Origin of the sequence: Microbispora sp. NPDC088329, assembly GCF_040685655.1 — a bacterium.
In the GTDB taxonomy this organism is placed as follows: Bacteria; Actinomycetota; Actinomycetes; order Streptosporangiales; family Streptosporangiaceae; genus Microbispora.
Genome location: NZ_JBFBIP010000001.1, coordinates 831,729 through 855,983, shown reverse-complemented (window position 1 = coordinate 855,983; position 24,255 = coordinate 831,729). Strand labels below are relative to the sequence as shown.

29 protein-coding genes are annotated in these 24,255 nt (G+C 70.9%); 14 read left to right on the top strand and 15 right to left on the bottom strand.

Going from position 1 to position 24,255, the window contains the following annotated elements; translation table 11 throughout:
- Positions 1-5: 5 nt before the first annotated feature.
- The gene (locus AB0O28_RS04255; RefSeq protein WP_363636082.1) at positions 6-488 is read right to left on the bottom strand and encodes a tRNA adenosine deaminase-associated protein; all 483 of its coding nucleotides are present in this window, start codon (positions 486-488) and stop codon (positions 6-8) included.
- A gap of 15 nt (positions 489-503) precedes the next feature.
- Positions 504-992 (bottom strand): tRNA adenosine deaminase-associated protein, encoded by a 489-nt coding sequence (locus AB0O28_RS04250; RefSeq protein WP_363636080.1) that lies wholly within the window; start codon positions 990-992, stop codon positions 504-506.
- Positions 993-1,130: 138 nt separating this feature from the next.
- On the opposite strand from AB0O28_RS04250, the gene upp reads away from it, so the two are divergent.
- The 6 genes from upp (at position 1,131) to AB0O28_RS04220 (ending at position 5,139) form a co-directional block, all read left to right on the top strand.
- A complete protein-coding gene (gene upp / locus AB0O28_RS04245; RefSeq protein WP_363636078.1) occupies positions 1,131-1,769 on the top strand; it encodes a uracil phosphoribosyltransferase in 639 nt (212 codons plus the stop codon).
- A 128-nt stretch (positions 1,770-1,897) separates the two neighbouring features.
- Positions 1,898-2,116 (top strand): hypothetical protein, encoded by a 219-nt coding sequence (locus AB0O28_RS04240; RefSeq protein ID WP_363636076.1) that lies wholly within the window; start codon positions 1,898-1,900, stop codon positions 2,114-2,116.
- A gap of 71 nt (positions 2,117-2,187) precedes the next feature.
- A complete protein-coding gene (locus AB0O28_RS04235; protein WP_179155058.1) occupies positions 2,188-2,364 on the top strand; it encodes a hypothetical protein in 177 nt (58 codons plus the stop codon).
- Positions 2,361-2,891, top strand: a complete 531-nt coding sequence (locus AB0O28_RS04230; protein WP_363636073.1) for a PH domain-containing protein — start codon at positions 2,361-2,363, stop codon at positions 2,889-2,891. The genes AB0O28_RS04235 and AB0O28_RS04230 overlap by 4 nt, the downstream gene beginning before the upstream one ends.
- Positions 2,892-3,074: 183 nt before the next feature.
- Entirely contained in the window at positions 3,075-4,352 is a 1,278-nt protein-coding gene (locus AB0O28_RS04225; protein WP_363636071.1) for a helix-turn-helix transcriptional regulator, read from the top strand.
- A gap of 97 nt (positions 4,353-4,449) precedes the next feature.
- On the top strand, positions 4,450-5,139 hold the full coding sequence (locus AB0O28_RS04220) for a FadR/GntR family transcriptional regulator (RefSeq protein ID WP_363636069.1): 690 nt from the start codon (positions 4,450-4,452) through the stop codon (positions 5,137-5,139).
- 136 nt (positions 5,140-5,275) lie between these two features.
- Here the strand turns inward: AB0O28_RS04220 and dnaN are convergent, their stop codons facing one another.
- The 3 genes from dnaN to AB0O28_RS04205 all read right to left on the bottom strand — a co-directional run bounded on the left by dnaN (position 5,276) and on the right by AB0O28_RS04205 (position 8,589).
- Positions 5,276-6,367 carry a DNA polymerase III subunit beta gene (dnaN, locus tag AB0O28_RS04215; RefSeq protein ID WP_363636067.1) on the bottom strand — a complete coding sequence of 364 codons (1,092 nt, stop codon included), beginning with the start codon at positions 6,365-6,367 and terminating at the stop codon, positions 5,276-5,278.
- Positions 6,368-6,451: 84 nt separating this feature from the next.
- A complete protein-coding gene (locus tag AB0O28_RS04210) occupies positions 6,452-7,099 on the bottom strand; it encodes a response regulator transcription factor (RefSeq protein ID WP_363636065.1) in 648 nt (215 codons plus the stop codon).
- On the bottom strand, positions 7,090-8,589 hold the full coding sequence (locus AB0O28_RS04205; RefSeq protein WP_363636063.1) for a sensor histidine kinase: 1,500 nt from the start codon (positions 8,587-8,589) through the stop codon (positions 7,090-7,092). The genes AB0O28_RS04210 and AB0O28_RS04205 overlap by 10 nt, the downstream gene beginning before the upstream one ends.
- Before the next feature lie 132 nt (positions 8,590-8,721).
- Here AB0O28_RS04205 and AB0O28_RS04200 point away from each other — a divergent pair, with 132 nt between their 5' ends.
- From AB0O28_RS04200 to AB0O28_RS04180, 5 genes are all read left to right on the top strand, one after another.
- Entirely contained in the window at positions 8,722-9,585 is an 864-nt protein-coding gene (locus AB0O28_RS04200; protein WP_363636061.1) for an ABC transporter ATP-binding protein, read from the top strand.
- On the top strand, positions 9,582-10,331 hold the full coding sequence (locus AB0O28_RS04195; RefSeq protein WP_363636059.1) for an ABC transporter permease: 750 nt from the start codon (positions 9,582-9,584) through the stop codon (positions 10,329-10,331). Before AB0O28_RS04200 ends, AB0O28_RS04195 begins: the two co-directional genes overlap by 4 nt.
- Positions 10,332-10,401: 70 nt before the next feature.
- The gene (locus AB0O28_RS04190) at positions 10,402-11,193 is read left to right on the top strand and encodes a helix-turn-helix transcriptional regulator (RefSeq protein WP_363636057.1); all 792 of its coding nucleotides are present in this window, start codon (positions 10,402-10,404) and stop codon (positions 11,191-11,193) included.
- A gap of 91 nt (positions 11,194-11,284) precedes the next feature.
- Positions 11,285-11,737 carry an SRPBCC family protein gene (locus tag AB0O28_RS04185; RefSeq protein ID WP_363636055.1) on the top strand — a complete coding sequence of 151 codons (453 nt, stop codon included), beginning with the start codon at positions 11,285-11,287 and terminating at the stop codon, positions 11,735-11,737.
- Positions 11,738-11,809: 72 nt separating this feature from the next.
- Complete coding sequence (locus AB0O28_RS04180) at positions 11,810-12,544, top strand: metallophosphoesterase (protein ID WP_363636053.1); 735 nt, start codon at positions 11,810-11,812, stop codon at positions 12,542-12,544.
- 21 nt (positions 12,545-12,565) lie between these two features.
- Here the strand turns inward: AB0O28_RS04180 and AB0O28_RS04175 are convergent, their stop codons facing one another.
- Positions 12,566-13,873, bottom strand: coding sequence for a carotenoid oxygenase family protein (locus AB0O28_RS04175; RefSeq protein ID WP_363636051.1), 1,308 nt, complete (start codon positions 13,871-13,873; stop codon positions 12,566-12,568).
- A gap of 15 nt (positions 13,874-13,888) precedes the next feature.
- Positions 13,889-14,446 (bottom strand): hypothetical protein, encoded by a 558-nt coding sequence (locus AB0O28_RS04170; protein WP_363636049.1) that lies wholly within the window; start codon positions 14,444-14,446, stop codon positions 13,889-13,891.
- A 96-nt stretch (positions 14,447-14,542) separates the two neighbouring features.
- Here AB0O28_RS04170 and AB0O28_RS04165 point away from each other — a divergent pair, with 96 nt between their 5' ends.
- Entirely contained in the window at positions 14,543-15,097 is a 555-nt protein-coding gene (locus tag AB0O28_RS04165) for a PadR family transcriptional regulator (RefSeq protein ID WP_363636047.1), read from the top strand.
- A gap of 21 nt (positions 15,098-15,118) precedes the next feature.
- Here the strand turns inward: AB0O28_RS04165 and AB0O28_RS04160 are convergent, their stop codons facing one another.
- The 4 genes from AB0O28_RS04160 to AB0O28_RS04145 all read right to left on the bottom strand — a co-directional run bounded on the left by AB0O28_RS04160 (position 15,119) and on the right by AB0O28_RS04145 (position 18,164).
- The gene (locus tag AB0O28_RS04160) at positions 15,119-15,763 is read right to left on the bottom strand and encodes a response regulator transcription factor (protein ID WP_363636045.1); all 645 of its coding nucleotides are present in this window, start codon (positions 15,761-15,763) and stop codon (positions 15,119-15,121) included.
- Positions 15,754-16,839, bottom strand: coding sequence for a histidine kinase (locus AB0O28_RS04155; protein ID WP_363636043.1), 1,086 nt, complete (start codon positions 16,837-16,839; stop codon positions 15,754-15,756). Before AB0O28_RS04155 ends, AB0O28_RS04160 begins: the two co-directional genes overlap by 10 nt.
- Complete coding sequence (locus AB0O28_RS04150; protein ID WP_363636041.1) at positions 16,823-17,440, bottom strand: DedA family protein; 618 nt, start codon at positions 17,438-17,440, stop codon at positions 16,823-16,825. Before AB0O28_RS04150 ends, AB0O28_RS04155 begins: the two co-directional genes overlap by 17 nt.
- Positions 17,441-17,534: 94 nt before the next feature.
- Positions 17,535-18,164: a TetR/AcrR family transcriptional regulator C-terminal domain-containing protein gene (locus tag AB0O28_RS04145; protein WP_363636039.1), complete on the bottom strand. Its 630-nt coding sequence runs from the start codon at positions 18,162-18,164 to the stop codon at positions 17,535-17,537.
- A gap of 74 nt (positions 18,165-18,238) precedes the next feature.
- Between AB0O28_RS04145 and AB0O28_RS04140 the strand changes: the two genes are divergently transcribed.
- Positions 18,239-18,664 (top strand): ester cyclase, encoded by a 426-nt coding sequence (locus AB0O28_RS04140; protein ID WP_363636037.1) that lies wholly within the window; start codon positions 18,239-18,241, stop codon positions 18,662-18,664.
- 12 nt (positions 18,665-18,676) lie between these two features.
- On the opposite strand, the gene dnaB is transcribed toward AB0O28_RS04140, so the two are convergent.
- On the bottom strand, positions 18,677-19,999 hold the full coding sequence (gene dnaB, locus AB0O28_RS04135) for a replicative DNA helicase (protein ID WP_363636178.1): 1,323 nt from the start codon (positions 19,997-19,999) through the stop codon (positions 18,677-18,679).
- Between the two features lie 335 nt (positions 20,000-20,334).
- Here dnaB and AB0O28_RS04130 point away from each other — a divergent pair, with 335 nt between their 5' ends.
- Positions 20,335-21,663: an MATE family efflux transporter gene (locus AB0O28_RS04130; RefSeq protein WP_363636035.1), complete on the top strand. Its 1,329-nt coding sequence runs from the start codon at positions 20,335-20,337 to the stop codon at positions 21,661-21,663.
- A gap of 1 nt (position 21,664) precedes the next feature.
- On the opposite strand, the gene AB0O28_RS04125 is transcribed toward AB0O28_RS04130, so the two are convergent.
- Genes AB0O28_RS04125 through AB0O28_RS04115 form a run of 3 tightly spaced genes read right to left on the bottom strand, consistent with a single transcriptional unit; the run spans position 21,665 to position 24,179 of the window.
- A complete protein-coding gene (locus AB0O28_RS04125) occupies positions 21,665-22,408 on the bottom strand; it encodes an amino acid ABC transporter ATP-binding protein (RefSeq protein ID WP_363636033.1) in 744 nt (247 codons plus the stop codon).
- Positions 22,405-23,301 (bottom strand): amino acid ABC transporter permease, encoded by an 897-nt coding sequence (locus AB0O28_RS04120; protein WP_363636031.1) that lies wholly within the window; start codon positions 23,299-23,301, stop codon positions 22,405-22,407. The genes AB0O28_RS04125 and AB0O28_RS04120 overlap by 4 nt, the downstream gene beginning before the upstream one ends.
- Positions 23,298-24,179, bottom strand: a complete 882-nt coding sequence (locus tag AB0O28_RS04115) for an ABC transporter substrate-binding protein (RefSeq protein ID WP_363636029.1) — start codon at positions 24,177-24,179, stop codon at positions 23,298-23,300. The genes AB0O28_RS04120 and AB0O28_RS04115 overlap by 4 nt, the downstream gene beginning before the upstream one ends.
- Positions 24,180-24,255 lie beyond the last annotated feature (76 nt).

The window sequence follows — 24,255 nt, the reverse complement described above, 5'->3', positions numbered from 1 at the left end:
TCCGGTCACCGCAGGCGGTCGAGCTCGTCGGCGAAGCCGAGCCGTTCGGCGATCAGGGAGAGGATGTCGGCGGGCAGCACGCCCTCCTCCATGCTGAGCTCCACGAGCTCCTCCGCGCTCAGCGAGAAGTCGCCGAGCAGCTCCAGATCGCCGACCGGGCGGATGCCGAGGTCGGGCGCGTCCTTGTCCACGACGACGCCGGCGAGCTCGGCGAAGATCTCGCCGAGGGAGTCGTTCTGCACGGCGTGCGCGTCGGAGATGAACACGCGGGGGTCGAGGTCGTCCTCGTAACGAATGATCGCGAACCACTCGTCCTCGACCTCGACGCAGAGCAGGGCGAGCTCGTCGCCGCTGAGTCCGAGGGCCTCCTGCAGGGCGTCGCTCAGGTCGTCGGCGATCTCGGCCTCGCCGAGATCGACCTCGGCGCCGGCCCAGCGGCCGTCGATGCGGGCGAAGCCGGCGGAGAAGAGGTTGGATCTGGAGGGCATTGCCGTCTCCCCAGGTCAGCCGACGGCGGCGTCGACGGCGCGTTCGAATGGCTGGGAGAAGCCCAGCCGCGCGGCGATGCTGGACAGGACCTCGTCTGGCAGCAGGTCGAGGTCGCCGGACAACGCGCCCAGCTCCATCTCGTCGAGCCCGAGGTCGGCGAAGATGGACAGGTCTCCGGCGGGAAGCACGCTGTCGAGCTCCTCCTCCTCCGGCACGGGCACGTCCAGGTATTCGAGGGCCTGCTGCGCCAGCGGCCACTCCCAGGCGGCCGTGATGTCCGAGAGGAAGACGTCCACCTGCTCGCCGAAGACCCGCAACACCACGAAGAAGTCATCCCCTACGGCGACCATGCCAATCGTGGTCCCCATGCTGGGGGTCTGCCGGAGTGCGTGAATGAGGCCGTCCAGGTCGGAGGTCAGCGCCACCGGGAGCATCTCCGCCTCCCAGCGGTCCTCCTCGCGATAGACAACGATGGCGAAGTCAAGAGTGTCCACGTCTGTCATCGTCTTCCCCACCGCACGCTCTTCACGCAGGCAATGGTCGCAGAATCAGGGTCGTAGCGTATGGCTGTCGCTCCAAATCGTGATCAAAGAGTCAGCCCGCGTGGAGGGTTCTCCCAGGAAGGGGTAATTTCTCTTACCATGGAGACTCTCGTCGTCGACCATCCGCTCGTCGCCCACAAGCTCACCACTCTCCGCGACGTGCGGACCGACTCGCCGACGTTCCGCCGCCTGGCCGACGAGCTGGTCACGCTGCTCGCCTACGAGGCCACCAGGGACGTGCGGGTCACCGAGGTGAGGGTCGACACGCCGCTCGCCCGCGCCGGCGGCGTACGGCTCGCGCGTCCCGCGCCGCTCGTGGTGCCGATCCTGCGCGCCGGGCTGGGGATGCTCGACGGGATGACCCGGCTCCTGCCGACCGCCGAGGTGGGCTTCCTCGGGATGATCCGCGACGAGTCCACCCTCAAGGCCCAGACGTACGCCACGCGACTGCCGGAGGACCTGTCCGGCCGCCAGTGCTACCTGCTCGACCCGATGCTCGCGACGGGCGGGACCCTCGCCGCGTCGATCCAGTTCCTGTTCGACCGGGGCGCACGGGACGTCACCGCGATCTGCCTGCTGGCCGCCCCCGAGGGGATCGCGTACCTGGACGAGGCGTTCCGGGGCGGCGACAGGCCGATCCGAGTGGTCACGGCCGCTCTCGACGAGCGGCTGAACGAGAACGGCTACATCGTGCCCGGGCTCGGCGACGCCGGAGACCGCCTGTACGGCGTGGTCTGATTTCCCTTTCCTTCCCGCGTGCTCCATCGGCATCCCACCTCTGGTTACACTGCGCGCCCGATAGGGTACTCACTGTGATGACGACGTCACTCCGCGCTCTCGCGAGCGACGCGCCACCAGGGAGAGCGATGATCCAGCATCCGGCCGACGAGCGCTACGAACAGCTCGAGGCCCTGCTCAGGGACGAGTTCGCGGGGGTGCATCCTCCCGCGACGGTGACCCGGTGCGTTCAGGCCGCCCACCACGGCGCCATCGAGGTCACCGGACACGCGCACCCCGCACTGGTCGAGCGCATCGCCCGCAAACACCTGCGGGTCCTGGCCACCGCCGCCGCGGAGCGGGGCTGACGCCGTCGATCACCGAACCCGTTCGCGGTTAGCCGCTTTACCAAACGGGGTGTCTGGGTAATGTATTGGTCATGGGAGTGGTGACGGCGGTGCAAGCGAAGAAAGTCATCAAGTGGACGCTCATCGTGTCGGCAGGGTTCTACCTGCTCACACGACCGACTGACGCGGCCCACACAGTCCACGGAGCCTTCAACGGAATCGTCAGCGCGGCCGACTCGATGGCGCAGTTCTTCGCCACCCTGACATGAGACTTGTGACCCACGGGGACTCCGCCCCGTCGTCGGTCAACCGTTACCTCCTCCCCCACGAACACCAAGTCATCATGGTCCGGCGTCACCCCGCCGTGCTCCTGCGTCCGGTCGCCGAGATCTTCGGCGGGCTCATCCTCGCCGGGATCATCAGCAAGTTCCTGAGCGACAACGGCGCGAGCCAGGCCCTCGCCCTCGTCTGGTGGGCCTGGCTCCTCCTGCTGGTTCGTTTCGTATGGAAGGTCGCGGAGTGGTCGGTCGACTACTTCGTCGTCACCTCCCAGCGCATGCTTCTCACCACGGGCCTCATCACGCGCAAGGTCGCGATGATGCCCCTGAGCAAGGTCACCGACATGAGCTTCCAGCGCTCGCTCCTCGGCCGCATGCTCGGCTACGGCGAGTTCGTGATGGAGTCGGCCGGCCAGGATCAGGCCCTGCGCACCGTCCCCCACATCCCCTATCCGGAGACCCTGTACCTCGAGGTCTGTCAGATGATCTTCCCCAGCAAGGACGGGGACGACGACTGACCGACGGCCATCCGTCCGATATCTCGACACCGTGATCTAACCTTCACCGTCGTGATTCTTGACGGAGGGTTACACGATTCGGCTGCTTCGTGCCATTATGGCGACACTATTGACCCTTCCCCCGCCCTGAGAGATCAGATGCCGAGTCAGGGAACCATCGGTGACCGCGTCCGTGGATTGCGGTTGAGCAGGCGCATGTCGCAGGCCCAGTTGGCCGGACCCGACCTGTCCGACAGTTACGTCTCACTCATTGAGTCCGGAAAGCGGACGCCTACACCAGTCGTTGCCCGGCTGCTCGCCGAGCGACTCGGTTGCACCACCGAGTTCCTGCTCCACGGCATAGAACCCCGGCAACGCATCGACACCGAGCTCGGCCTCCGACATGCCGAGCTCGAGCTGTATCACGGCGATCCCGCCGTGGCGGCCGACCGCTTCGGCGAGATCGCCAAGGCGGCAGGCGAGGACAACGCGATGCTGGCCGCGCACGCGCGGCTCGGCATGGCGCGGGCCCTGGAGGCCCAGGGCCGCGTCGGGCGGGCCGTCGAAGCGTACGAGCGGCTGCGCCGCGAGGCCGCCGCGCACCCCGAGCGTCTCGCCGACCTGCCGCTGACCGTCGCGCTGTGCCGCTGCTACCAGCAGGCCGGCGACCGGTTGCGGGCCCGGGACCTCGGCGCCCACGCGCTCGGCCAGGTCGACCGGCTCGGCGTGACCGAGGGCGAACTGGCCGTCGAGCTCGCGTTGGCGCTGGTGAAGACCGAAACCGGCCTGCCGTACGTCGAGCGCGTGCTGTCGACGCCGGACCCGGGGTGCGCGGGCGACCGCAGCGCGGAGGTCCTCGCCCTGTGGCAGGCCAGCGTGACGGCGGCCGACGGCGAGGACTCGGCGTTGGCCGTGCAGCTCGCCGAGGACGCGCTCGCGGCGGGGCGCCCGGCCCGGATGGCCGTGCGCCGCGCCCGCATCGCGATGTACCGGGCTCGCATCGCCGCGGCGGATTCCGAAGGCGCGGATTTGGACCGAGCCAACGCTCTGGCGAAGTCCGCGGTGGACGTCTTCGCGGAGTTCCCGGCCGAACGGCAGGAGCACGCACGGAGCCTCGTGGTGCTGAGTTTCGTACGATTCCGGACCGGAGACACGGAATCCGCAGCCGAACTCGCCGATCGGGCACTGCTTCTGTTGGACGGCGCCAAGGGGACCACCGCGGCCACCGCGAACATGGTCATGGCCGAGATCGCGTTGGCACGGTCCCAAGATCCAGTACCGGCGCTCAACCGGGCGTACGACCTGCTGGACGGCGAGGTGTCCGACCGGGAGACCGCCCGGGCCTGGCGCATGCTCGGTGACCTGTGGGGCAAGGCCGGTGCCCTCGACCGGCAGTCGGGGGCATATCGTAGAGCCCTGGAAGCGGTTGGAATCCGCGTGAACATCCCGGGCTCCATGACCACGACGGTGCTCACTCGATAGCCTCCCGGGGCTCCGGACACGTTTCGGGGGCTCTGGAATAATGAGGGTCTACCACTCATTCCATCATCGGATGATTGGCAACCCAAAGGAGGCTGACGTGAGCCTGCGGACGGCGCAGCGGGCGTCTCTCGTGGACCAGGTGATTGACCAGCTCAAGGAGCAGATCACCTCCGGGTCCTGGCAGATGAATGCCAAGATTCCCACCGAGACGGTGCTCGCCGAGCATCTCGGAGTCGGCAGGAACACGGTCCGTGAGGCGGTCCGCGCGCTGACTCACGCCGGGCTGCTGGAGTGCCGCCAAGGCGACGGCACGTACGTGCGGGCCACCAGCGAGCTGTCGGGCGCGATGGCCCGGCGGCTGCGCGCGGCCGAGCAGCTGGAGATTCTGGAGGTCCGGCGCGCGCTGGAGGTCGAGGCGGCCAGGCTCGCGGCGACGCGGCGGTCCGACGGCGACGTCGCGTCGATCGAAGCCGCGCTGGCCGCGCGGGAGAAGGCGTGGTCGGGCGGTGACCCCGAAGCGTTCGTCGAGGCCGACCTCGCCTTCCACGTGGCGGTTGTCGAGGCCACGCACAACAGGGTGCTGATCGACCTCTACGTCGACTTCTCCGCCGCTCTGCGCGCGAGCATCGCGGCGGCCGGCGGCTCCCTGGAGCAGAACTACATTCCCCACGACGCGATCGTGCGCGCGATCGTCGCCGGCGACGCCACAGCGGCCGAGCGGGCCGGCCACGCGTGCATGGAGCACATCCTCATCGCCCTCACCGACTCCGCCACCCTCACGTCCTGAGCCGTGCCGCCTGAAGACCGCGCCTCCTGAGCCCCTCCGCCCGGCGGGGCCGTTCCGAACGGCGCCCGCGGGGCCCAATCAGGCGAGCACAGTCAGGCGAGCACAGTCAGGCGGGCACAGTCAGGCGGGCAACGGCTCAGCCGAGCCGCAGGGACATGACGAGGTAACGGAAGCCGGAGTCGTCGCCCTCGTCGGTGATCAGCGCGGGACGGGTCGGCGATTCCATGGAGATCCGCGCCCGCTCGGTTCCGACGCCTTCGAGCCCGTCGAGCAGGAAGTGGGGCTGGAAGGCGATCTCGATGTCCGGCCCCTCCAGCTCGGCGTCTACCGCTTCCAAGCCCCTGCCGATGTCGCCGCCCCCGGCCCGGATCTGCACCTGCCCCTGGGAGAACGACAACCGGACCGCCGTGTTGCGCTCGGCGACCAGCACGACCCGCTTGACCGCCTCCACGAACGGCGCCACCGCCACGTCTGCGTGGATGCCCCACTGACCGGTCAGCCGGGACCGGTAGTCGATGAACTGGTCGTCCAGCAGGCGCACGGTGGTCGTGCGTCCCTGGCTCTCGAAGCCCGCCACGTTGTCGCCCAGGCCGATCGCCACCTCGCCGCCGCGCAGCGACCGGGCCACCTCGACCAGCACCCGCGCCGGCACGACCACGCCGTGTCGTGCGTCCTCCCGCTCCGGATGCCACAGGAACTCGCCGGCCGCGATGCGGTAGCGGTCGGTGGCGGCCATCGAGACCCGCACGCCCTCGATGTCCACGCGGATGCCGGTGAGCATGGGCAGCGTGTCGTCGCGGCTCGCGGCGGCCGCGACCTGCCTGATCGTGTCGGCGAACGCGCCGCCGCCCACGGCGCCGACCTTCGGCGGCATCGGCGGCATCGCGGGGAAGTCCTCGTCCGGCATCGTGATCAGGCCGAACTCCGCGCTGCCGCAGGTGAGCACCGCCTCGGAACCGCTCGTGGCGATCTCCACGGGCCGGGCGGGCAGGCTCCGGGTGATCTCCGCCAGGACCTTGCCCGGAATCAGCACCCGCCCCGGCTCCGCGACGTCGGCCTCGACGTCGGCACGGGCCGACACGTCGTAGTCGAAGGCCGACACCCGCAGGTCGTCTCCCGCCTCCAGCAGCAGGCCCGCGAGAACGGGCACGGCGGGCCTGGCGGGCAGCACCCGGGCCGCCCACGCCACCGCGTCGGCCAGAACGTCGCGGTTCACCTGGAATTTCATGCCGACCTCCTGCCTGCGCCACGACTCGACCTCAAAAGCAGCGCTACGCAAAAGTAGCGCCCGGCACCGACAATCCGGCCGGTCCTACTTGCTGTTGAGGAAGGCGAGCACGGCGAGGACGCGGCGGTTGTCGTCGTCCGAGGGCGCCAGGCCGAGTTTGGCGAAGATGTTCGCCGTGTGCTTGCCCACCGCGCTGTCGCTGAGGAACAGCCGCTGCCCGATCGCGGCGTTGGACCTGCCCTCGGCCATCAGTTCCAGCACTTCGCGCTCTCGCGGGGTGAGCCGGCCGAGCGGTTCGTTGCGCGCGTTGCTCGCCAGGAGCCGGGCGATCACCTCGGGGTCCATCGCCGTCCCGCCGGCCGCGACCCTGCGCACGGCGTCGACGAACTGCTCGCCGTTGAACACCCGGTCCTTCAGCAGGTAGCCGACGGCACCGGACCCGTCGGCCAGCAGCTCCCTGGCGTACAGCTGCTCGACGTGCTGGGAGAGCACGAGGACCGGCAGGCCGGGCACCTGCCGCCGTGCGGTCAGCGCGGCCTGCAGCCCCTCGTCGGTGAAGGTCGGCGGGAGCCGCACGTCAACGACGGCCACGTCGGGACGCTCGCCGACCAGGGCGGCGAGCAGCTCGGGGCCGGACTCGACCGCCGCGACCACCTCGAAGCCGTGCGCGCGCAGCAGAGCGACCAGGCCCTCCCGCAGCAGGTGCAGGTCTTCGGCCAGCACTACGCGCACGCGCCGCCCTCCTTTTCCCTGGTCCGCACCGTCGACGCCAGCGCGACGGCCAGCAGGCCGCCGCCGAGCGCAATCATGCCGACGATGACCGGCCACTGGAAGGGCTGGGGCATGTGCAGGGCCAGGAACCAGGACTTCACCGGCGATCCCACGAGCTTCAGCACCATCGCGACCAGCCCCTGCGGGAACAGCGGGATCGGCCACAGCGCCCAGCAGAGCCGGCCGAGGTAGCGCCACGGGGTCAGCGGCGCCGGCCGCGCCAGGAACGCCCGGGGCAGCTCGATGACGGCTGTGGTCGGGCCGCCCGCGGGGCTGTTCACCGCGAGGACGCCGTCGAACGCCCCGAGCCTGCGCTCGATGCCGTGCAGGCCGGTGCCGCGCTCGGGGTCCGCGCCGCCGTGGCCGTCGTCGGTCACCGTCACGCGCAGCGCCGGACCCTGCGCGCTCACGTCCACCCACGCTTCGGTCGCGTCGCCGTGCCGGGCGGCATTGGCCAGCAGCTCGCTGACCGCGAAGTAGGCCGCGGACTCCAGCGGCGCGGAGGCGCGCTCGGGCAGGTCGACCGTGACATGGGTGCGCAGCGGGCTGTCCAGGGCGAGAGCGCGTACGGCGTCGCCGAGACCGCGCTCGGCCAGCACCGGGGGATGGATGCCGCGCACCAGCCGCCGGATCTCCTGCAGCGCGGTCGCGGAGGCCTCACGCGCCTTGCCGAGCAGCGCCCTGGCGGCCTGCGGGTCGCTTTCGAGCAACTGCTCGGCCGCGCCGATCGTCATGCCGATCGCGACGAGGCGGGCCTGCGCGCCGTCGTGCAGGTCGCGCTCGATCCGGCGCAGTTCGGCGGCCTGGGAGTCGACGACCTCGGTGCGCGCCGCGTCCAGGCGGCTGACCCGATGGGCCAGCCTGGCCTTCTCGGTGGGCCCGAGCAGCGCGGCGGCGATCCGGCCGTGCATGCGCACGGCCCACGGGGCGTACCAGTACGCGGTGCTCACCGCGAGCAGGATCCATGCCGCGCCCATCACCGGGTTGCCTCCGGCAGCCCAGACCACGCCGTACGCGGCCGCGAGCAGCGGAGCGGCGGCCACGAACCCGCCGGCCACCGGCGCGGAGAGCAGGAAGGCGAAGTCGCGCCAGGTGGCCGGATCTTTGGTCATCCAGTTCCACCGCTTGTTGAAGGCCGGGACCGTGGGCCTCTTGTACAGGGTGCGGCCGTCCCGGTACCAGCCGTCGGCCTGCGGGACCGGTGGGGGCGGCGCGGGCAGATAGGGCTCGTCGATCGAAACGCCCGACCATCGCGCGGCCAGCCCGCGTTGCACGCGGGTCACGGCCCGCGCGAGCCGTACAGCCGACGGGAAGACGACCACCAGGCCGACGAGGAAGGTGAGCAGCACGGCGGCCAGCATCACCAGGCCGGCGGCCAGGCCCAGCAGGGCGAGGCCGGCGAGGGCGGCGCCCCTGCCGAGGGCGACGAGGGTCGGACGAGCCGAGGTCATGCACTCAGTCTGCGGGCATCCGCCGGGCCGGCACAGTGGCCCGAGCCGCCCGATGGGGGTGGGGAAAAGTGCACCCCCGCCGGGTCCGCAGACGCATTCCGGGCCGCCCGCCCGATTTCTAGCGTCGTCGGCATGGCAATCATCACCGTGGACCACCTCCGCAAGACGTACGGCACGCGGGTGGCGGTCGAGGACGTGTCGTTCTCCGTGAAGGAGGGCGAGGTCTTCGGCATCGTGGGCCGCAACGGGGCGGGCAAGACGACGACGGTCGAGTGCGTCGCCGGGCTGCGCACCCCCACCGCCGGCACCGTCACCGTGGACGCGGACCTGAAGGAACAGGTCGGCGTGCAGCTCCAGGAGTGCTCGCTGCCCGACAAGATCCGGGTCGGGGAGGCACTGGCGCTCTACGCCTCGTTCTACTCCCGTCCGGCCGACTGGCGGGCCCTGGCCGTGGAGGCCGGGCTCGACCTCCGCGCGCCCTTCGGCAAGCTGTCGGGTGGCCAGCGCCAGCGGCTGTCGGTCGCGCTCGCGCTGGTCGGAAGCCCGCGCGTCGCGATACTCGACGAGCTCACCACCGGCCTCGATCCGCAGGCCCGCCGCGACACGTGGGACCTGGTCTCGCGGATCAGGGAACGCGGCGTGACGGTCCTGCTCGTGACCCATTTCATGGAGGAGGTGGAGCGCCTGTGCGACCGGGTCGCGGTCATCTTCCAGGGGCGTGTGCGGGCGGTGGACACCCCTGCCGGGCTGGTCGCCCGCACCGGCGGCGAACAGCGCCTGGTCTTCCACACCGACGAGCCCGTCGACGGCCTTCTGGCGCTGCCCGAGGTGGCGTCCGTCACCGGGAACGGCGCGGAGGTCACGGTCACCGGCACCGGTGACCTGCTGAGCGCGGTCACCGCCGTGCTGCCCCCCGCCCGCATGCGGGACCTGCGCATGGAGCGCACCACCCTCGACGACGCGTTTCTCGTTCTCACCGGCCAGGAGGAGTCATGACGACGGCTTTCGGAAAACTCGCCGCGGTGGAGGCCCGCCTGTTCCTCCGCGAGCCGATGGCGGTGTTCTTCGCGATCGTGCTGCCGGTGGGACTGCTCCTGGGGCTCGGCACGACGATCCCCGGCTTCCGCGACGCCGACCCGTCGCTGGGCGGGCAGCGGCTCGTTGACGCGCCCTTCACGGCGATGATGGTGCTGCTGTCGGTCGTGACGCTCGGGCTCAGCGTGCTGCCGGGCAGCCTGGTGATCTACCGGGAACGCGGCGTGCTGCGGCGGCTGTCCACCACGCCGGTGCGTCCGACCGCGCTGCTGGCGGCCCAGTTGCTGCTCAACGTGGTCGTGTCCGTCGTCGCCACCGCGCTGACGCTGGTGCTGGGTCACCTGGTCCTCGGGGTGCCGTTCCCCGGCTCGCCCTTGACGTTCGCCGCGGTCTTCGTCCTCGGCTCGCTCACGATGCTCGCCATCGGCCTGCTGCTGGCCGCCGTGGCGCCGAACGCCCGGATCGTGCAGGGAGTGGGCTCGGCTCTCATGTTCCCCCTGCTGTTCCTCGCGGGGATGTGGCTGCCCCGGCCGCTCATGCCCGAACTCCTGCGCCGGATCAGCGACTTCACGCCCACGGGCGCCTTCGGCCAGGGGCTGATGGACGCCCTGGGAGGGCACGCACCCCAGCCGCTCCACCTCGCCGTACTGGCGGGCTGGGCGCTGGCCGCCGGTCTCGCCGCGGCCCGGCTGTTCCGCTGGGAGTAGCCGCCCTCGGCCCCGCGCCTATCTCAGGGGTAATCGCCGGGCCGATCGGCGAGCGGATAGCGTCGGGGACGTGACCGTCGCCACCCTTCATCAGCGGCCGTTCGGCGAGCTCCTGCGCCAGTGGCGCGAGCACCGGCGGATGAGCCAGCTCGAACTGTCCAACCAGGCCGAGATCTCCACCCGGCACATCAGCTTCCTGGAGACCGGCCGGGCCACCCCCAGCCGCGACATGGTGCTCCACCTCTCCGAGCAGCTCGACCTTCCGCTCCGCGAGCGCAACCACCTGCTGCTGGCCGCCGGATACGCCCCCGTCTACAGCGAGTCACCGCTCGCCTCGCCGCGGATGGCCGCGGTGTACGACGCGGTCCGGCGGCTGCTGTCGGCGCACGACCCCTACCCGGCGGTGGTGGTGGACCGCACCTGGAACCTCGTCGACGCCAACGACGGCATCGGGCTGCTGGCGGAGGGAATCGACCCCGACCTGCTGAGCAACGTGCTGCGGGCGAGCCTGCACCCGGAAGGGCTCGCCCCGCACATCCTCAACCTGGGCGAGTGGCGGGCGCACCTGCTCGGACGGCTGCGCCGGCAGATCACGCTCACCGCCGACCCCGGACTCACGGAGCTGTACGCCGAGCTGCGCGGCTACCCCTGCGACCAGCCCGAGCCCGAGGTGGAGCTGCCCGGCCCCGGGGACATCCTCGTGCCGCTGCGGGTGCGGCGGGCCGGGCGGGAGCTGTCGTTCTTCAGCATCGTGGCGACCTTCGGCACCCCGCTCGACATCACCGTCTCCGAGCTCGCCATCGAGTCGTTCTACCCCGCCGATCCCGCGACGGCCGCCCTCCTGCGCGGCGCCTCTTCGTGATCGTCCGGAGATCATCCGGCGTCCGCACGGCGACCCTGCCCTGCCACAATCCCCTCAACAGTGACCAGGGGAGGCCGGGGTGCCCGTACGGGTGCTTACCAACACGTTCCACGTGGACGCCGCGCCGGAGGAGGTTTTCGACCACCTCACGACGCCAGAGAGTTACATCGGCCTGTCGCCGCTCGTGGTCGCCGTGCGGGACGTCGACCGGTCCGAGCCGGAGGTGGTGCGTTACACCTCCATCGAGCGGTTCCGCTTCCTCGGCCTGAAGTACGACAACCCCATCGCCGTCACGCTGCTGACCGAGCGTACGGCCGGAGGACTGTCCGTACGGGGACAGGTACGCAGCCCCGGCGGCGTCCGGATGGGCTACCGGTTCGACCTGTCCCCGGAGGCCGGCGGCACGCGGGTGGACGACCGGCTGGACCTGAGCGCGCCGTGGCTCGTGATGGGGTTCGCGGCGGGCCAGGCGCGCAAGGTCCAGCTCGCCCGGGGCCGGATCCTCGCCGAACGGTTGTCCCGGCGGTCGACGAACGGTTCGTGACGGTTCGCCGCCCTGACCGCCGCTGTCTCGCGTGAGAAGCTGGGGTCCCCACCATCCGCCCGGAGGTACCACATGCTCGTGCTGGCGCACGTCAGCGACATCCACATCGACGGAAGCGAGCGGAACACCTCGCGCGCGGCCCGCGCGCTCGACCACGCCCGGTCACTGCGGCCCGACGCGATCGTGCTGACCGGCGACCTCGCCGACCACGGCGCGATGGAGGAGTACGAAATCGTCCGCGAGCTGGTCTCGGCCGACGACGTGCCCGTCGTGCTGTGCCCCGGGAACCACGACGCGCGAGGCGACTTCCGCAAGGTCCTGCTGGAGCAGGACGGCGACCATCCGGTCAACCAGGCGCTCAACCTCGACCAGGCGACGATCGCGCTGTGCGACTCCAGCATTCCCGGCCGCCCCGACGGCGAGCTGAGCGACGACACCCTCGCGTGGCTCGACTCGGTCCTGTCGGCCACGCCCGGCGTGCCGGCCTTCGTCGGCATGCACCACCCCGCCGTACCGCTCGGCATCCCGTACGTCGACGAGATCAGGCTCGGGCGCCCGGAGGGGCTGGCGGAGGTCCTCGGCCGTCACCCGCACGCCATCGCGGTGCTGGCCGGGCACGCCCACACGGCGGCGGCGACGACGTTCGCCGGGCTGCCGCTGCTGGTCGCGCCGGGGGTGGTCAGCACCGCGCTGCTGCCGTCGGAGACCTCGGCACAGCCTCCGGTCGACTACGACCTGCCGCCGGCCATCGCCCTGCACGTGCTCGACGACGGCCGGATCACCACGCACTTCCGGCCCGTGCCCTAGCCAGGTGGTCTCTGCCGCGGCTCACGCGTCCGGGATCCACGAGCCGTGGAACCCGGCCGGCACCCGGCGCGGCAGCCGTACGGACGCCACCCTGGTCAGGTCCGACGCGTCGAGCACCAGCAGCTCGGCGCCGTGCTCGGTGCCGGCGATCGACATCAGCCAGCCCTCGTCCTCGGCCTTCGCGCCCGAGGCGGGGACGAACACGGCCTCCCCCGGCGAGCGCTCGCCGGTCTGGTGCGCCGCGCTCGTGCCGGTCGCGGTGTCGTACTTCAGGATCGCGCCCTTGCTGACCGCGTAGATGTAACGGCTGGTCAGACCGGTGCGCGTCTCGTTGATCGTGGGGAACTCGACATCCAGGTCGTCGAGCTGCTCGTCCGCGGCGATGCCGGTGGCGGGGTCGAGCGTCCAGCGGTGCAGGGCCGCGCCCCCGGTGTGGGCGGCCGGGTTGGCCGCACCGCCGATGGTCGGCCAGAAGCCGCAGAACGCCCCCGGCGAGTAGCGCACCGCGTCGACGACGACGCGCCCGTGCCCGTCATCACTCGCGTTGCCCACATGGAAGACGTAGCAGGGGTCGATGTCGAACCACCGCACGTCGCCGGTCGCGCGGCTCATCACGCCCAGCCGCGCGCCGTACCCGTCGTCCCACCGGTACGGCATGCCGCGCCCCACCAGGGCCAAGTCGAAGACGACCGGCAGGTCGAGCCACACCACGTGGTGCTCGGTGATCGCGAAGTCGTGCGCCATGGTGGGCCCAGGCACGTCCACCGGCCGGCTCTCCACCAGCTCGCCTCGCGCGGACAGGCGGTGGTAGGTGAGGTAGGGCGCGGCCCAGCCGTATCCGAAGAAGTGCAGCTCCCCGGTGATCGGGTCCTCCTTGGGGTGCGCGGTCATCGCCGTGGCCAGCCGCCCTCCGAAGTCGCAGGGGCCGACCGTGTCGAGCTGCGGCGTCATCTCGTACGGCAGGCCGTTCTCCACGAGCGCGAGGATCTTGTCGGCGTGCCGGATCACGTGGGTGTTGGCGGGGACGGCCGCGAGATCCACGCCGCGCTCGTGCAGGTAGGGCGCACCCGCGAAGCGGGTGGTGCGGATCCAGCGGTTGCGGTACCACTCGGCCCGCCCGTCGCGCAGCCGGATGCCGTGGATCATGCCGTGTCCGACGAACCAGTGCCCCGGGTCCTCCCCCGGGCGGGGGTTGGGGCCGTTGCGGAAGTAGCGGCCGGTGAGCTCGGGCGGCAGCGTGCCCTCGACGGGCAGATCGATCGCGTCGATCTCGTCGGGCACGGGGGCGAGGCGGCCGGACAGGTAGGAGGTGGTCATCTCTGCGGTCATGGTGGGTGACTCCGATCAGGCGGCGTAGCGGGCGCGGACGATCTGGGGGTAGCGGATGGTGAACAGGGCGGGGAGCGCGAAGCCGCAGACCTTCACCGCGATGATCGCGGCGGTGGCGTGCGGGGCGAACGCGAGCAGCAGGGCGAGGCCGGCGGCGTTGAGGGTGAAGCCCACCGCCCACACGGCGGTGATGACGGCGTTGACGCGGTAGAACAGCGGGGTCGCGTGCACCTCGGGCGCGGTCGTCCTGCGGGCGATGCCCAGCGTGAACGGCTTGCGCACGGCCAGCGACCCCCAGGCGGTGAGGGCCAGCCAGGCCACCGAGACGGCCGGGCCGTACTCGCCGAAGGGCGCCGGCGTGACCGTGAACGCGGCGAGCGTCAGACCGGCGAAGAACACCCCCGAGCTGAGCTCGATGACCAGCTCGTCCCAGCCGCGCCCCGCCCTGCGGTCGACGGCGAGCAACACGATCGAGACGAGGAGCGCGGCCGCGGCTCCGAACCTGGCCTCACCGTTCGTGCTGAGGACGGCGAAGGCGATCCAGGGGAGGAAGGTGAGGACGTAACGGAGCACGGGGGGGTTCCTTCGGATTCGACGTTCCATGAGTGACATGTCGAAAGTAGAACCTTCACTCGCGACATGTCAACCCAGGAATGTACGATCGGACCCATGAGCCTTCGTCATGCCATGCTCGGCCTCCTGTCGGCCGGGCCCGCCAGCGGCTACGACCTGCTGAAGACCTTCGAACTGTCGCTGGAGAACGTCTGGCCCGCGACCCAGAGCCAGCTCTACGCCGAGCTCGGCCGGCTGGCCAAGGAAGGGCTGGTGCGAGTCGCGGCCGAGGGCCCGCGCGGGCGCAAGGAATACGAGATCACCGAAGAGGGCCGGACCGAGCTGCGCCACTGGCTGGTCGAGGTGCCGCCCACCCTGACCCGGCGCAGCGACATGCTGCTGCGCGTCTTCTTCCTCGACCAGGTCGGCACCGACGCCGCCCGCGGCTACCTGGAGCGGCTGGCCGAGCGTGCCGTCCACGAGCACGACCAGCTCCTCGGCATCCGCGAGTTCGTCATCGGCCAGGGCGACGACGCGCTGCGGTTGTACGGCGACATCGCGCTGGAGTGGGGCCTGCGTCTGACCGCCGCCCAGCGCGACTGGGCCGAGTGGGCGGCGGGGCGGGTCGCCGCGCTCGAACACGAGAAAGCCGAGCAGGCCGGGGCCGAGTGACACCGTCCGGGGGACGGCGGCTCAGGAGCCGAGGTAGCGCAGCACCGCCAGAACCCGGCGGCTGTAGCCGGTGATGTGCGACAGCGCGAGCTTGTCGAACAGCGCGTTGACGTGCTTTTCCACGGCGCTCTGCGACACGTGCAGGGAGTGGGCGATCGAGGCGTTGGTCAGGCCCTGGGCCATGAGCTCCAGCACCTCGCGCTCGCGGGCGGTGAGCCGGGCCAGCGGATCGGCGTGGCTGGTGCGCGCGAGCAGCTGGCGCACCACCTCCGGGTCGAAGGCCGTCCCGCCCGCGCCCACCCGGTCCAGCGCGTCCAGGAAGTCGCCGACCTGGGCCACGCGGTCCTTGAGCAGGTAGCCGACGCCGTCGATGCTGCCGCTCATCAGTTCGGTGGCGTACTTCTTCTCGACGTACTGCGACAACACCAGCACCTTGACCTCCGGCCGGCGCCGCCGGATCTCCAGGGCGGCGCGCAGGCCCTCGTCGGTGTGGGTGGGCGGCATCCGCACGTCGACCACCACGGCGTCGGGCCTGTCGCCGTCCACCGCCTCCAGGAGCGCCTCGGCGTCCCCCACCGCGGCCAGGACGTCGTGCCCCTCCTCCTTCAGCAGCCGCACCAGGCCCTCACGCAGCAGCGCCGAGTCCTCGGCCAGCATCACACGCACGGCAACTCCGCTTCGATCACAGTGGGCCCGCCGGGCGGGCTGGTCACCGTGAACCGGCCGTCCAGTGCGGCCACCCGCCGCGCCAGCCCGGTCAGCCCGCCACCGGCGGCGTCGGCTCCGCCCACGCCGTCGTCCTCCACCCGCACGACGACCATGGTGCGCTCCCGGCGTACGTCGATGACGACCAGGGTGGCCCCCGAGTGCTTGGCGGCGTTCGTCACGGCCTCACTCGCGACGAAGTAGGCGGCGGCCTCCACCACCGACGGGGGCCGCTGCGGCAGTTCGCAGGTCACCGTGACCGCCACCGAGGCCCGCTCGGCCACCCCGGCCAGCGCCTCCCCCAGCCCGTGCGCGTCCAGCCCCGACGGATAGACCCGCCAGGCCACCTCGCGCAGCTCGACCAGCGCCTGCTGGGCCTGCTCGTGCAGTTGTCCCAGCAGCTCGGGGCGGCCCCGGCGGGCGCGTCCCGCGAGCATGGACAGCGCCACAAGCCGCTGCTGCACCCCGTCGTGAAGATCGCGCTCGATCCGCCGCCGTTCGGCGTCGACCGCCGCGACCACCCCGGCACGGCTCTCGGTCAGTTCGGTGATCCGCCGCCGGAGCGCCTCGGCCGGGTCGGGAGCGAGCAGGCGTACGGCCAGCCGCCGCTCCAGCGCGTCCACCCCCACCAGGCCGGACACGTCCAGGAAGAGCAGGACGACGCCCGCGAGGAAGAAGTAGGCCAGCAGCGGCGGGGTGGGCAGCATGCCGTCGAACGCCTCCCCGCGCCCCCAGGACCACGCCAGCCTCCCCGCGTAACCGATGCCGGCCACCAGCAGCAGCACCACCAGGCCGCCCAGGAGGCCCACGGGCGCCCGGGCGGCCAGGAAGCGCAGCTCACCCTCCTCGGTGCGGCCCGGCAGGTCGAGGCGCAGCCGCCGCAGCTCAAGCCCGGTCAGCCGTGCGGCCGTCGCGCGCACCCCGGGACGACCGGCGAACGGCACCGCCACCAGGACGAAGACCAGCCCGGGAAGGGCGGTGACCGCACCTGCGGCCACCGCCCCGACGAGCAGCAGTGCTCTAACCGTCCAGTGCATGCCGCCCCTTGCGCCGCTCACTGAGCCGTACGCCGGCGAAGACCAGCACGGCCAGCGCGACCAGGGCGATGACCGCGTTCGTGCCCACGTTGACGTACTTCTCCACCAGCGACCAGTTCTCGCCGAGCGTCCAGCCGGCCAGGACGAAAATGGTGTTCCAGAGCAGGCTCCCTGCCGTGGTCAGAAGCGTGAAGACGCCCAGCGGCATGCGTTCCACCCCTGCGGGAACGGAGATCAGGCTGCGGAAGATCGGGATCATCCGGCCGAAGAACACCGTCTTGCGCCCGTGCTCGAGGAACCAGGCCTCGGTCTTGGCGATGTCGGAGACCTTCAGCAACGGGATCCGTGCGGCCAGGGCCAGCGTGCGCTCGCGGCCGAGCAGCGCGCCGACCCAGTACAGCGCCAGCGCCCCGGCCACCGAGCCGGCCGTGGTCCACAGCAGGACGGCGAGCAGGTCCATCTCTCCCCGGGAGGCGGTGAAACCGGCCAGCGGCAGGATCACCTCACTGGGGAGGGGCGGGAAGAGGTTCTCCAGCGCGATCGCGATCCCGGCCCCCGGCGCGCCGAGCAACTCCATCAGATGAATCAGCCATTCCGTCATGCGCCCGAGACTAGGAACGATCAGGGTACGGCCACCATGAGGCGTGTGGCCGTTCAGGGGTGGGGAAAACCACAGCCGTCGTCCGTACGCGTGACTAGAGGGGCGTGCGGGGAGCCAACCCCCGGAGCAGGGCGTCGAGCGCGCGGTCGAAGCGCTCCTGGTGATCCTCGGGGGTGCCGAGCCCGGCGCGCAGCGCCTCCACCAGGACGGGGTACTCCCCCGGGTCCAGGCCCTCCATCACGTCGGCGACGTCCGGGTCGTCGTGCCCCGGCGTACGTCCGGCCTCGGCCAGGGTGTGCCCCACGACGAACGTCGCCACCGCGTTGACGAGCTGCAGCCCCTCCAACGCGCCGAACCCCTCGGCCCGCAGCGCGGCCGCCATCCGCTCCACGGTCGCGAGGCCGCCGGGCGCCATCACCGGCCGGGTGGCGACCAGCGGCAGCAGGGCGGGATGCGCGAGCAGCTCGCGCCGGATCGCGACCGCGAAGGCGCGAAGCCACTCCCGCCACGGGCCCACCGGCTCGACCGTGACCCGCGAGACCGCCATGTCGATCAGCCCGTCCAGTACGGCGCCCTTGTTCGGCACGTAGTAGTAGAGCGTCATCGCCTCCACTCCCAGCTCGGCGCCGAGCTTGCGCATCGACAGCGCCGCGATGCCCTCCCTGTCGACCAGGGCCAGCGCGGCGGCGAGCACCTTCTCCCGGGACAGTCCCGCTCTCGGCATCGATCCTCCACTTGACGTTTCTTACGCCGTAAGACTAGCGTCTCTTACGTCGTAAGAGACAAAGGAGGGCAACCATGAGCACCACCGCGAAGACCGTCGCCCAGGGGCTGTTCGACGCCATCAACGACCGGCGGCTGGACGACCTGCGCCGCTACATGACCGACGACGTGATCGACCACAACAAGGTGATCCACGGGGAGCCGGACGAGCCGGGCGCGGCGTTCGACGCCATCGCCCGGCAGCTCGACGCGTTCGACCCGTTTCACCTGAAGGTCGAGGAGATGATCGGCGAGGGCGACCGGGTGGCCGTGCGGCTGACGATGTCGGGAGTGAACTCCGGTTCTCACCCCCGGATGCCGGAGCCCACCCATCGTTCGTTCACGGTCGAGGCGATCTTCATCCTCACCCTGCGGGACGGGAAGATCTCCGAGATGCGCGCGGTGAGCGACCGCCTGGGCCTGTTCCTCCAGCTCGGCTGGGACTGGCCGCAGGTCGACTGACCTGTGCGGCCGTCAGTGCGTGGCCATGTCCACGAAGCGGCTGTAGTGGCCCTGGAAGGCGACCGTGACCGTGGCCGTGGGGCCGTTTCGGTGCTTGGCCACGATCAGGTCCGCCTCGCCCGCGCGTGGCGACTCCCGCTCGTACGCGTCCTCCCGGTGCAGCAGGATGACCATGTCGGCGTCCTGCTCGATGGAGCCCGATTCACGTAGGTCCGACACTTGTGGACGCTTGTCCGTACGCTGCTCGGGACCACGGTTGAGCTGCGAGATCGCGATCACCGGCACCTCCAGCTCCTTGGCCAGCAGCTTCAGGGCACGGGACAGCTCCGAGACCTCCTGCTGGCGGCTCTCGGTCTTCTTGGGCGAGCTCATGAGCTGGAGATAGTCGACGATCACGAAGCGCAGGTCGTGGCGCTGCTTGAGGCGGCGGCACTTGGCCCGGATCTCCATCATCGACATGTTCGGAGAGTCGTCGATGAACAGGGGCGCCTCGGCGACCTCACCCATGCGGCGGGCCATCCGCGTCCAGTCGTCGTCGCTCATCATGCCCGAGCGCATCGTGTGCAGCGCCACCCGCGCCTCCGCCGAGAGCAGACGCATGGTGATCTCGTTGCGCGACATCTCCAGCGAGAAGATGACCGTGGTCATCTGATGCTTGATCGCAGCAGAACGGGCGAAATCCAGACCAAGGGTACTTTTCCCGATCGCGGGACGAGCGGCCACGACGATCATCTGGCCCGGGTGGAGGCCGTTGGTCAGGGCGTCGAGGTCCTGGAAACCGGTGGGGACGCCGACCATCTGGCCGCCGCGGCTGCCGATGGCCTCGATCTCGTCCAGCGCCGACGGCATGATCTCCGCCAGCGGGAGGTAGTCCTCGGACGTGCGGCGCTCGGTGACCTTGTAGATCTCGGCCTGCGCGCGGTCGACCAGGTCGTCGACCTCCTCGCCCCCGCCGCCGTAACCGTAGGAGACGATGCGGGTGCCGGCCTCGATGAGGCGGCGCAGCACCGCCTGCTCCCGGACGATCTTCGCGTAGTAGCCGGCGTTCGCGGCGGTGGGCACGATCGCGGTCAGCGTGTGCAGGTAGGCGCCGCCGCCGACGCGGGCGACCTCGCCGCGCTTTTGCAACTCGTCGAAGACGGTGACCGAGTCGGCGGGCTCGCCCCGGCCGTACAGGTCGGTGATCACCTCGAAGACGATCTGGTGGGCCGGCCGGTAGAAGTCGTCGGCGCGCAGCACCTCGATGACGTCGGCGATGGCATCCTTGGACAACAGCATGCCGCCCAGCACCGACTGCTCGGCTTCGATGTTGTGCGGCGGCGTCCGCTCGAACATCGACTCGGAGCCTCCCGGGCCCCCCGGAAAGTCGAGCACGCTCACCTCACACCCCCTGCCCGGTGGTCACGGCATCCCCAACCCGGTGCGCAAGTCTCCCCAACCACAGGGCCCGGCGGCAACTTGACCAGTGGACAACCCTGTGGACAACTTGTGCAGTCCGCTCCCCGGACATGTGAAAACACTGGGGACGACCCTGTGGACAACGATGTGACGGCATCATGGAAGTCCTCTCCCACCTGGGATTTCGATATCCACGGCCTGTGGAAGGAAGAAAGTCACCGGGGATTCGCGATACCGATCGAGCATGGCTCCGTAAGCCGCAAAATAGGCTTATGCCACTTACCTCCGGAACGGGACACGGCCGTGCCCGCGACAGGGAGATCCTCAGGCTCGCCATCCCGGCATTCGGGGCCCTGGTGGCCGAGCCACTCTTCCTGCTCACCGACTCGGTCATCGTCGGCCACCTCCCCGATCCGGCGCTCGGCGCCCTCGGCGTGGCCAGCGCGGCCCTGTCGGCACTCGTCGGGCTGTGCGTGTTCCTCGCGTACGCCACCACGGCCGCGGTCGCGCGGAGGCTGGGGGCGGGGGACGTCAGGCAGGCGATGCGCCAGGGGATGGACGGCCTGTGGCTGGCCGCGATCATCGGCCTGGCCGTCAGTGTGGCGTGCTGGCCTCTTGCTCCATTTATCGTACACCTGTTCGGAGCGACGGGCGAGCTCGCCGCGCAGGCCGTCACCTATCTGCGCATCAGCCTCCTCGGCACCCCCGCGGTGCTGCTGGTCCTCGCCGGCACCGGCGTCCTGCGCGGGCTGCAGGACACCCGCACGCCGCTGGCCGTGTCCGTCGCGTCGTTCGCACTGAACGGGCTGCTCAACATCTGGTTCGTGCTCGGCCTCGGGTGGGGGATCGCCGGATCCGCCTGGGGCACGGTCATCGCGCAGTCCCTCGCCGCCGCGGCCTACCTCGCGCTAGTCGTGCGGACCGCCCGCGCGCACGGCGCATCGCTGCTGCCCGATCTCGCCGGAGTGCGCGCCGCGGGCGCCGCCGGGTTCGCCCTGGTCGTCCGTACGGCATGCCTGCAGGCCGTGCTGCTCGTCGCCACCTCGATCGCCACCCGCATGGGCGACGACCAGATCGGCGCGCACACGATCGCCGCCCGGATCTGGACGTTCCTCGCCTTCGCCCTCGACGCCATCGCGATCGCGGGGCAGGCCATCACCGGCCGCGCGCTGGGCGCGGGCGACATCACGGGCACCCGCGCGGCGACCCGGCGCATGGTCATGTGGGGCATCGGATGCGGCGTCGTGTTCTGCGCGGCCGTCCTGCTGACGCGCCCGCTGGTCCCGGCCCTGTTCGACGCGCACGGCGAGGCGGCGGCCGAGCTGCTCGCCGTCCTGTGGCCGGTCGCGCTCCTGCAGCCGATCGCGGGCGTCGTGTTCGTGCTCGACGGGGTGCTCATCGGAGCCGGAGACCAGCGCTACCTCGCCTGGGCCGGCCTGTGGACGACGCTGGCCTACCTGCCGTTCGCCGCCGTCGCGGGCACCCTGGTCGCCCTGTGGATCGCGCTCGGCGTCTGGATGGCCGCCCGGCTCGTCACGCTCGCCCTCCGCGCGTACGGCAGCGCCTGGCTGGTCACGGGCGCCTCTCGGACGGCCGCCTGACTCACATGCGGCGCGCCTCCAGGACGCGCTGGAGGAACGCCTGTGTACGGGGATGCTCGGGCGCCGTGAAGATCTGCTCGGGCGGCCCGCTCTCCAGCAGCACGCCGCCGTCGAGGAAACAGACGGTGTCGGCGATGTCGCGGGCGAAGCCCATCTCGTGGGTGGCCAGGATCATCGTCATCCCGGTCTCCTTGAGCTCGCGGATCACCCCGAGCACCTCGGTGACCAGCGTGGGGTCGAGCGCGGAGGTGACCTCGTCGAGCAGGAGCAGGCGGGGGTTGGTCGCGACCGCGCGGATGACGGCGACCCGCTGCTGCTGGCCGCCGGACAGGCGGTCGGGGTACTCCCCCGCCTTGTCGGCCAGCCCGAACCGGTCGAGCAGCTCACGCGCCCGCGCCTCGGCCTCCTCGGCCCGCACGCCGTGCACCTTGCGCGGCGCGAGCGTGATGTTGTCGAGCACGGTCATGTGCGGGAACAGGTTGTAGGCCTGGAACACGATGCCGATGCGGCGGCGCACGTCGTCCGCGTCGGCTCGCACGTCGGTGATCTCGACACCGTCGAGGTGGATGGCGCCGTCGTCGATCGTCTCCAGCAGGTTGACGCAGCGCAGCAGCGTCGACTTGCCCGAGCCGGACGCGCCGATCAGGCAGACGACCTCGTGCGGGGCGACCTCCAGGTCGATGCCGCGCAGCACGCTCAGCCCGTGATAGTGCTTCCAGACGCCTTCGATCGTGAGCAGGCTCATGCCGTGCCGCCTCCCGTACGGCGCCGGGCGACCCGCGCGGCGAGATGGTCGGTGAACCGCGCCATCGGCACCGTCAGCAGGATGAACAACAGCGCGGCGGCCAGATAGGGGGTGTAGTTGAAGGTGGAGGAGGCGTGGATCGACGCCTGCCGCAACGTCTCCAGCGGGCCGAGCATGGCGACGAGCGCGCTGTCCTTCTGCAGGGACACGAAGTCGTTGAGCAGCGGCGGGACCACCCGGCGCACGGCCTGAGGCAGCACCACGTAACGCATGGTCTGGCCGTGGCTCAGGGCCAGCGACCGCGCCGCCGCCCGCTGGCTCGGGTGCACCGACTCGATGCCCGCGCGGAACACCTCCGCGACGTACGCGCCGTACGACAGCACGAGCGCGATGATCCCGAGCGTCACCGGGTCGCTCGGCGCGCCCTGCAACTGCAGCGCCGGGACGCCGAATCCGACCAGGTAGAGCAGCAGAATGGTCGGGATGCCGCGGAAGACGTCGGTGTACAGCACGGCGAGCGCGCGCAGGGGGAAGAACACCGGCGAGCGCAGGCCCCGCACCAGCGCGACGAGGAGCCCCACCACCAGGATGAACGCCTCGGCGACGAGGAAGATCTCGATGTTCAGCAGGAACCCGCGCAGCACGTCGGGCAGCGCGGCGACGAACGCCTCGGGGCTGAGAAACGTCTCCCGGACACGCGGCCACCCCGGCGACGAGGTGATCGCGACGATCAGGGCCACCACCACGACGATCGTGGACGCGGTGGCGACCGAGACCGACCGCCGCCCGCGGGCGCGCAGCTCCGCCTCCCGGCGGAGCTGCCGCTCGCTCTTCACCCAGACGGGCGATTCCGTGTCCTCGGGAGCCGCCGCGGCGGATTGCCCGTCGGTCACTTCAGCTCCGGCGCGCCCGCGGCGGCGGTCAGCCACTGATTCTCGATCTTCGCCAGCTCACCGGACGACTTGAGGTCGCCGAGCGCCTTGTCGACGCAGCTCACCAGCGGGCTGCCCTTCTGGAACAGCAGGCCGAACTCCTCGGGCTGCCCGCCGTTCGCGGCGAACTGGCCGACGATCTTCGAGCCCTCCACCTGGGCGGCGGTGACGTAGAAGGCCGTCGGCAGGTCGACGACGATGGCGTCGACCTGCTTGTTCTTCAGCGCGTTGACCGCGTCGACCTGCTGGTTGAACACGCTCGGGTCCTTCGCGGGCTGGATGACCGACCGCACCGCCTCCAGCGCGGTCGTGCCCGCCTGGACGCCGATCTTGGCGTCCTTCAGCTCGGCGAGACTCGTGGCGGAGGCGAACTTCGTGCCGCCGAGGGTCACCACGCCCTGCTTGACCGTGTAGTAGCCCTGACTGAAGTCGACGGCCTTGGCCCGTTCGGGGGTGGCGGAGATCTGGTTGATGTCGAAGTCGAACTGCTTGGGCCCGGGGGCGAACGACGAGTCGAACGGCACGACCGCCCAGGCGACCTCGTCCTTGGTGAAGCCCATCTTGCCTGCCACCGCGTAGGCGACGGCGCTCTCGAAGCCCTGACCGTTGGAGGGGTCGTCATCCTTGAACCACGGCTCGTACGCCGGCTTGTCGGTGCCGATCGTGAGCTTGCCGGGGGTGGTGAGCTTCAGGCTTTCCTTCGCGCACACGTTCGCGGCGGCAGAACCGGCCGGGCTCGCGGCGCCGGTCGCGGTGGTGGAGGTGTCGTTCGCCGGAGCGCAGGCGGCGGCCGCCAGCACGAGGGCGCCGGACGCCAGCAGGAGTGGGGGACGGCGCATCACAGCCTCCATCAGGGGGTCTTTCCACGAAATCCGCTAAATCGGACGGCAAGATACTAGCGTTCCGTATAACCCT

Coding starts and splice junctions, on each gene's coding strand:
- AB0O28_RS04145 (WP_363636039.1), bottom strand. CDS start 18,164: ATGCCGAGAGCGGGACTGTCCCGGGAGAAGGTGCTCGCCGCCGCGCTG.
- dnaN (WP_363636067.1), bottom strand. CDS start 6,367: ATGAAATTCCAGGTGAACCGCGACGTTCTGGCCGACGCGGTGGCGTGG.
- AB0O28_RS04240 (WP_363636076.1), top strand. CDS start 1,898: ATGATCCAGCATCCGGCCGACGAGCGCTACGAACAGCTCGAGGCCCTG.
- upp (WP_363636078.1), top strand. CDS start 1,131: ATGGAGACTCTCGTCGTCGACCATCCGCTCGTCGCCCACAAGCTCACC.
- AB0O28_RS04180 (WP_363636053.1), top strand. CDS start 11,810: ATGCTCGTGCTGGCGCACGTCAGCGACATCCACATCGACGGAAGCGAG.
- dnaB (WP_363636178.1), bottom strand. CDS start 19,999: ATGTTCGAGCGGACGCCGCCGCACAACATCGAAGCCGAGCAGTCGGTG.
- AB0O28_RS04130 (WP_363636035.1), top strand. CDS start 20,335: ATGCCACTTACCTCCGGAACGGGACACGGCCGTGCCCGCGACAGGGAG.
- AB0O28_RS04150 (WP_363636041.1), bottom strand. CDS start 17,440: ATGACGGAATGGCTGATTCATCTGATGGAGTTGCTCGGCGCGCCGGGG.
- AB0O28_RS04115 (WP_363636029.1), bottom strand. CDS start 24,179: ATGCGCCGTCCCCCACTCCTGCTGGCGTCCGGCGCCCTCGTGCTGGCG.
- AB0O28_RS04255 (WP_363636082.1), bottom strand. CDS start 488: ATGCCCTCCAGATCCAACCTCTTCTCCGCCGGCTTCGCCCGCATCGAC.
- AB0O28_RS04235 (WP_179155058.1), top strand. CDS start 2,188: ATGGGAGTGGTGACGGCGGTGCAAGCGAAGAAAGTCATCAAGTGGACG.
- AB0O28_RS04205 (WP_363636063.1), bottom strand. CDS start 8,589: ATGACCTCGGCTCGTCCGACCCTCGTCGCCCTCGGCAGGGGCGCCGCC.
- AB0O28_RS04155 (WP_363636043.1), bottom strand. CDS start 16,839: ATGCACTGGACGGTTAGAGCACTGCTGCTCGTCGGGGCGGTGGCCGCA.
- AB0O28_RS04165 (WP_363636047.1), top strand. CDS start 14,543: ATGAGCCTTCGTCATGCCATGCTCGGCCTCCTGTCGGCCGGGCCCGCC.
- AB0O28_RS04195 (WP_363636059.1), top strand. CDS start 9,582: ATGACGACGGCTTTCGGAAAACTCGCCGCGGTGGAGGCCCGCCTGTTC.
- AB0O28_RS04250 (WP_363636080.1), bottom strand. CDS start 992: ATGACAGACGTGGACACTCTTGACTTCGCCATCGTTGTCTATCGCGAG.
- AB0O28_RS04230 (WP_363636073.1), top strand. CDS start 2,361: ATGAGACTTGTGACCCACGGGGACTCCGCCCCGTCGTCGGTCAACCGT.
- AB0O28_RS04140 (WP_363636037.1), top strand. CDS start 18,239: ATGAGCACCACCGCGAAGACCGTCGCCCAGGGGCTGTTCGACGCCATC.
- AB0O28_RS04175 (WP_363636051.1), bottom strand. CDS start 13,873: ATGACCGCAGAGATGACCACCTCCTACCTGTCCGGCCGCCTCGCCCCC.
- AB0O28_RS04200 (WP_363636061.1), top strand. CDS start 8,722: ATGGCAATCATCACCGTGGACCACCTCCGCAAGACGTACGGCACGCGG.
- AB0O28_RS04125 (WP_363636033.1), bottom strand. CDS start 22,408: ATGAGCCTGCTCACGATCGAAGGCGTCTGGAAGCACTATCACGGGCTG.